We start from the raw sequence: 5,956 nt of genomic DNA on the forward strand, positions 1-5,956 counted from the left end.
GTACGGCATCAACCAATATCAGCATTACTGAGCCATCGGCAGCGTTATCCGCTACAGCTACTCAGGTAAATGCCAATTGTAATGTTGCTACTTCAAAAGTTACCGTTACCGCTACAGGAGGAACTCCGGGGTACACTTATTCTTTTGTATTAAATAATGCAGGGGAAGGAACTTACAGCGCTTCTAATACAGCGGATCTTAATCCTGCTTCTGTATGGGATGTTTGGGTTAAAGACGCAAATGGTTGTACTTTTAAGCTTGATCTTACAATTGCTAAAGATGCAGCACCAACATTAGTTACTGCAACCGGTGCAGGTTGTTTAGGTACTCCAGGAGGTTACAATATCACTGCTGTTGCTACAGGAGGAACAGGAACGTTATCTTACAGTATTAATGGCGGTGCGTCATATCAGGCTAGTAATGTTTTTCCAATAACTTCAGCTGGAACTTATATTATTAGAGTAAAAGATACCAACGAGTGTACTATTGATAGTGACCCAGTTATTGTGGCTCCACAATTAACTGTAAGTGCAGTTTTAAATAAAGATATTACTTGTAATCCTGCTCCAACAGCTGCACAGATTACTGTAAACCCTACAGGAGGTGTAGGGCCATTTACTTATACAAGTTCTCCAAATACCGGAACTTTTGCAGGAAACGTATTTACAACAAGTACGCCAGGAAACTATACTTTTACAGTTACGGATACAAATACTTGTTCAGCGTCTACAACAACTGCAATTGTTGTTACCCCAACAGTTAATCCTGATATCACCGGAGTTTCGCAAACGCAATCTATTAATTGTAGTGGAGATAATACAGCGGCAATTGATATAACTATAGATAATACGCAAGGATTAGCTCCATTTGTATTTACTGTATTGAATACAACAACAGGAACTAATTATGGAACACAGACTTCTGGTTTAGCTGCTGGAAATTATACAATTACAGTAAGAGATGCTAAAGGTTGTACAAATACTGAGAATATTAATATTTCGCAACCAAATCCTATTGTGGTTGATTTTGATGTTGATCCTATTTCTTGTGGAGCCGGAGGTGTTTCATTAGGAAGAATTATCGTTAATGGAGTAACAGGCGGAACTCCAAATTATACATATCATGTTACTGGAGTGGGCTACAACCAAAAATTCACAAATCAGCCGGGTAACTCACAAGTGTTCGATATTGTAGATTTTGGATTGTATGAATTAATTGTTACAGATGCAAATGGTTGTCAGAGTTTGCACCAAAACATTTTGGTTGCATCACCACCAGATGATTTAGATATTACGGTTTCACCATCACCGGTAGTTTGTTCGGGAACAGGATCTGCAGTTGTAGCTATTAGTCCTTTGAATACAAGTATAGGTGCAGGACCATTTTATTTCAGTTTATACACAGGTTCTGTTCCTACATATCCTTCAGGAACATGGTTGCCAGAAGATGGAACAGGAAGTAAAAAAACAACATTTAATAATTTGATAGCGGGTGTAACTTATACATTTGTGGTATATGATGCTAATGCAGCACATGGAGGAACAGGTACAGGATGTTACTATTATGAAACTTCTGAATTCCCAATAGGCACAAACTCTACTATTAAAGTTGATTCTCTAGTTGAAAATAATATTACTTGTAAAGGTTCAGCAAATGGTAATGTTACATTCACAATGAATCATACTTATGGAGTAGCTACACCGGTTACATACCAGATCTATAATTCACAATCAGTTACAGCGGTTGGTGGTTCAGTTAATGTAACTATCCCGGCTAGTGGTTCATTGGTTGTAAATAATTTTGGTTCACTGCCATTCGGAAACTATTTTGTTTTAATTACCGAAGCTGCAGGAGCTACAAATGCAGGATGTAGTGCAACATCTGACCCGTTTGATATTACAGAATCTGCTATTGATTTATCAGTTACAGCTTCAAAAATTAAAAACGTTAATTGTAATGAAGATGGCGTAATTGCTGCTCAGGCCAAAGACGGTACAGCACCTTATACATATCAATATTTATTAGCTTCGGCTACTGCTCCAACAGCAAGTACTACTGGTTGGGCACCTAATACAACTTTTGGAACGAGAGTAACAGGAAACTATATTGTTTACGCAAAAGATGCTTATGGTTGTATTAAAACAGCAACGGTAACATTAAATGCAGATGATGCACCTGTGGTTATTCCACCGACTGCGCCAATTTGTTATGATGGTACAGCGTTTACAATTACTTTTTCAGGAACAGTTGATCCTGACATTGCAGGAGGAGCAACTTATAGTGTAAACGGAAGTACTTTCCAAAGCTCACCAAGCTTCACGTTTAACGCAGCAGGAACTTATAATTTAGTGATTAAAGATGGAAACGGATGTACAGCAAATGTTGATTACGAAGTATATCCTAAACTAAACTTGTCTGCATCATTAACAAAAGAATTAGATTGTACATCAGACCCTGAGGCTGAAATAACTTTAACAACAACAGGCGGAAATACAACACCAGCTGCAAATTACAGTTATGAAGTATCTTTCAACAGTGGTGCGTTTGGACCGGCTTCTAATCCATATTTAGCTGCTACTACAGGAAATTATGTGTTTAGAGTTACGGATCTTAATAATACTGTGGTTTGTCAAACGACAACTAGTTTAGTTTTAGATCCAATTACACCAACAGTATTTACAACAGCAGAAACGAATGTAAGTTGTAAAGATGGTTTAGATGGTACTATTACAGTAAATGTAACTTCAGGAGTTGGTCCTTATGAATATCAATTGGATGGTGGAACTTTCCAATCGTCGAATGTTTTCAAAGGATTGGCAGATGGTACAACTTACACAATTACGGTTAAAGATGCTAAATCATGTCTTTATACAAAAACTCCAATAACAATCACTGAGCCATCCGCCTTATTGGCTACAGCAGCAGTAACGCCATTTGGCTGTAATTTGGGTAATGTAGCTCAGCCTGCCGTTGTAACGGTAACGGCAACAGCTGGTACAGGACCATATAAGTATAAATTTAACGGATCGTCTAGTTATAATACAGATAATACTTTGATTGTATCAGACAATGGTACGGTACAGACTATTACGTATTCAGTAGAAGACGCTCATGGCTGTATCTTTAATGGCAGTACTACAGTTGATCCATATTTACCGATTACTGATATTACTTTTACTTTGACTACCGCACCGGTTTGTCCGGGCAATGTTGCCGATGTTACTTTGGCTATGGTTGGCGGATATAGTCCTGTGGCTAAATACGAGATTATCTCACCGGCAGCCAAAGCTCATAATAACGTAACAGATCCTTTATTTACAGGATTAGAGACCAATATTACTTATTTATTTAGAGTAACGGATTCCAACGGTTGTTCGATTGAAAGAAATTACACAGTTGCGCCAGTAACGCCAATAGCTATTGACGGTTCAGTAATCAACCATATTACGTGTAATGATGCCAACGGAACCACTGATAATGGATCGGCTAAGTTTACTGTTAGCGGTTTCAGTGCATCGCGCAATTATACGATAGGAATTTCTCCGTCAGTTGCGGCAGCACAAACGTCTCATGTTGGAGATGTAATCACTTTAACGGGTCTTGCATCAGGAACTTATACGGTAACTGTTACGGACGATACGACTAATTGTTCAGCAAGTGCTGATGTGACTATTGTAGAGCCAGCTCCAATTGCTTTCACAGCAATCGGAACAAAAGTGTTCTGTTCACAGGAGTTCTCAACGATCACAGTTAGCGCAGTAACAGGGGGAACAGGAGCTTATACGTATGCAGTTGTAAAATCAGGAGCTACGGCACCTATCGCTTCTGCTTACAGTACTAGTGCAGTACTTTCAGTAGATACTAATCTTACTGATTTAGTATGGGATGTTTATGTAAAAGACGCCAATGGCTGTATTCACATGGATGATGTTACAATCACTCATGATGCGCCACCAACGATTTTGGTTCCTGCACAGCAATGTTATGTTGGATCAAACCTTACAGTAGATCTAAGTCCAAATACATTGACTACAACGTATAATGGAACAAAATTCTATACCTTGAACGGATCTGCATTGGCTGGTTCAATAGCTACCTTTACAGCTCCTGGTACTTATAGCTTAGGAATCAAGGATGATAACGGATGTGAGGCTTTTGTAAGCTATACAATCAGAGAACAATTATTGGCTACGGCTACTTTGACAAAAGACTTGTATTGCGCAGCACCGGTTAATGCTACTATTGATGTGGCTATCACAGGTGGAGTAGGTACTTATAATTATCAGATGTATGTAGGAGGGACCGCTACAGGAGGATTAATTCCAGTAACAGGTTCAGGCTTTACAGCTTCAGTTTCAGCGGCAGGTACTTATACTTTTGAGATTATCGACAGTAATTCACCAAGCTGTTCAGTAATGACAACAGCGGTAGTTGTCAATGCGCCTGCTACACCATTAGCAACAGCAGCTGCAAGCCATGTAAGTTGTCAGGGCAGTGCAGATGGAACCATTACGGTAACACCATCAAATGGAGTTGGTCCTTATACTTATGTACTAACAGGTACAGGAGCCAATACAACAGGTAATGCAACAGGAATTTATACAGACTTAAGAGCAGGATCGTATTCGGTTGTGGTTACAGATTCTAAAGGATGTGTTTCATTGCCAGTTGGAGTAACGATTAATGAGCCATCCGCCTTATTGGCTACAGCAGCTGTAACGCCATTTGGCTGTAATTTGGGTAATGTAGCTCAGCCAGCCGTTGTAACGGTAACGGCAACAGCTGGTACAGGACCATATAAGTATAAATTTAACGGATCGTCTACTTATAATACAGATAATACTTTGATTGTATCAGACAATGGTACGGTACAGACTATTACGTATTCAGTAGAAGACGCTCATGGCTGTATCTTTAATGGCAGTACTACAGTTGATCCATATTTACCGATTACTGATATTACTTTTACTTTGACTACCGCACCGGTTTGTCCGGGCAATGTTGCCGATGTTACTTTGGCTATGGTTGGCGGATATAGTCCAGTGGCTAAATACGAGATTATCTCACCTGCTGGGAAAGCTCATAATAACGTAACAAATCCTTTATTTACGGGATTAGAGACCAATATTACTTATTTATTTAAAGTAACGGATTCCAACGGTTGTTCGATTGAAAGAAATTACACAGTTGCGCCAGTAACGCCAATAGCAATTGGCGGTTCAGTAATCAACCATATTACGTGTAATGATGCCAACGGAACCACTGATAATGGATCGGCTAAGTTTACTGTTAGCGGTTTCAGTGCATCGCGCAATTATACGATAGGAATTTCTCCGTCAGTTGCGGCAGCACAAACGTCTCATGTTGGAGATGTAATCACCCTAACGGGTCTTGCATCAGGAACTTATACGGTAACAGTTACCGACAATACGACTAATTGTTCAGCAAGTGCTGATGTGACTATTGTAGAACCAGCTCCAATTGCTTTCACGGCAATCGGAACAAAAGTGTTCTGTTCACAGGAGTTCTCAACGATCACAGTTAGCGCAGTAACAGGGGGAACAGGAGCTTATACGTATGCAGTTGTAAAATCAGGAGCTACAGCACCTATCGCTTCTGCTTACAGTACTAGCGCAATACTTTCAGTAGATACTAATCTTACTGATTTAGTATGGGATGTTTATGTAAAAGACGCCAATGGCTGTATTCACATGGATGATGTTACAATCACCCATGATGCGCCACCAACGATTTTGGTTCCTGCACAGCAATGTTATGTTGGATCAAACCTTACAGTAGATCTAAGTCCAAATACATTGACTACAACGCATAATGGAACAAAATTCTATACCTTGAACGGATCTGCATTGGCTGGTTCAATAGCTACCTTTACAGCTCCTGGTACTTATAGCTTAGGAATCAAGGATGATAACGGATGTGAGGCTTTTGTAAGCTA

General features: G+C 39.6%; 1 protein-coding gene. It reads left to right on the top strand.

What is annotated here, in order from left to right:
• Nucleotides 1–5,956 (top strand): SprB repeat-containing protein (locus FLV_RS19815; RefSeq protein ID WP_243236490.1); only part of this gene is annotated, 5,956 nt, incomplete at both ends.

Origin of the sequence: Flavobacterium pectinovorum (assembly GCF_022802975.1) — a bacterium.
GTDB lineage: Bacteria > Bacteroidota > Bacteroidia > Flavobacteriales > Flavobacteriaceae > Flavobacterium > Flavobacterium pectinovorum_B.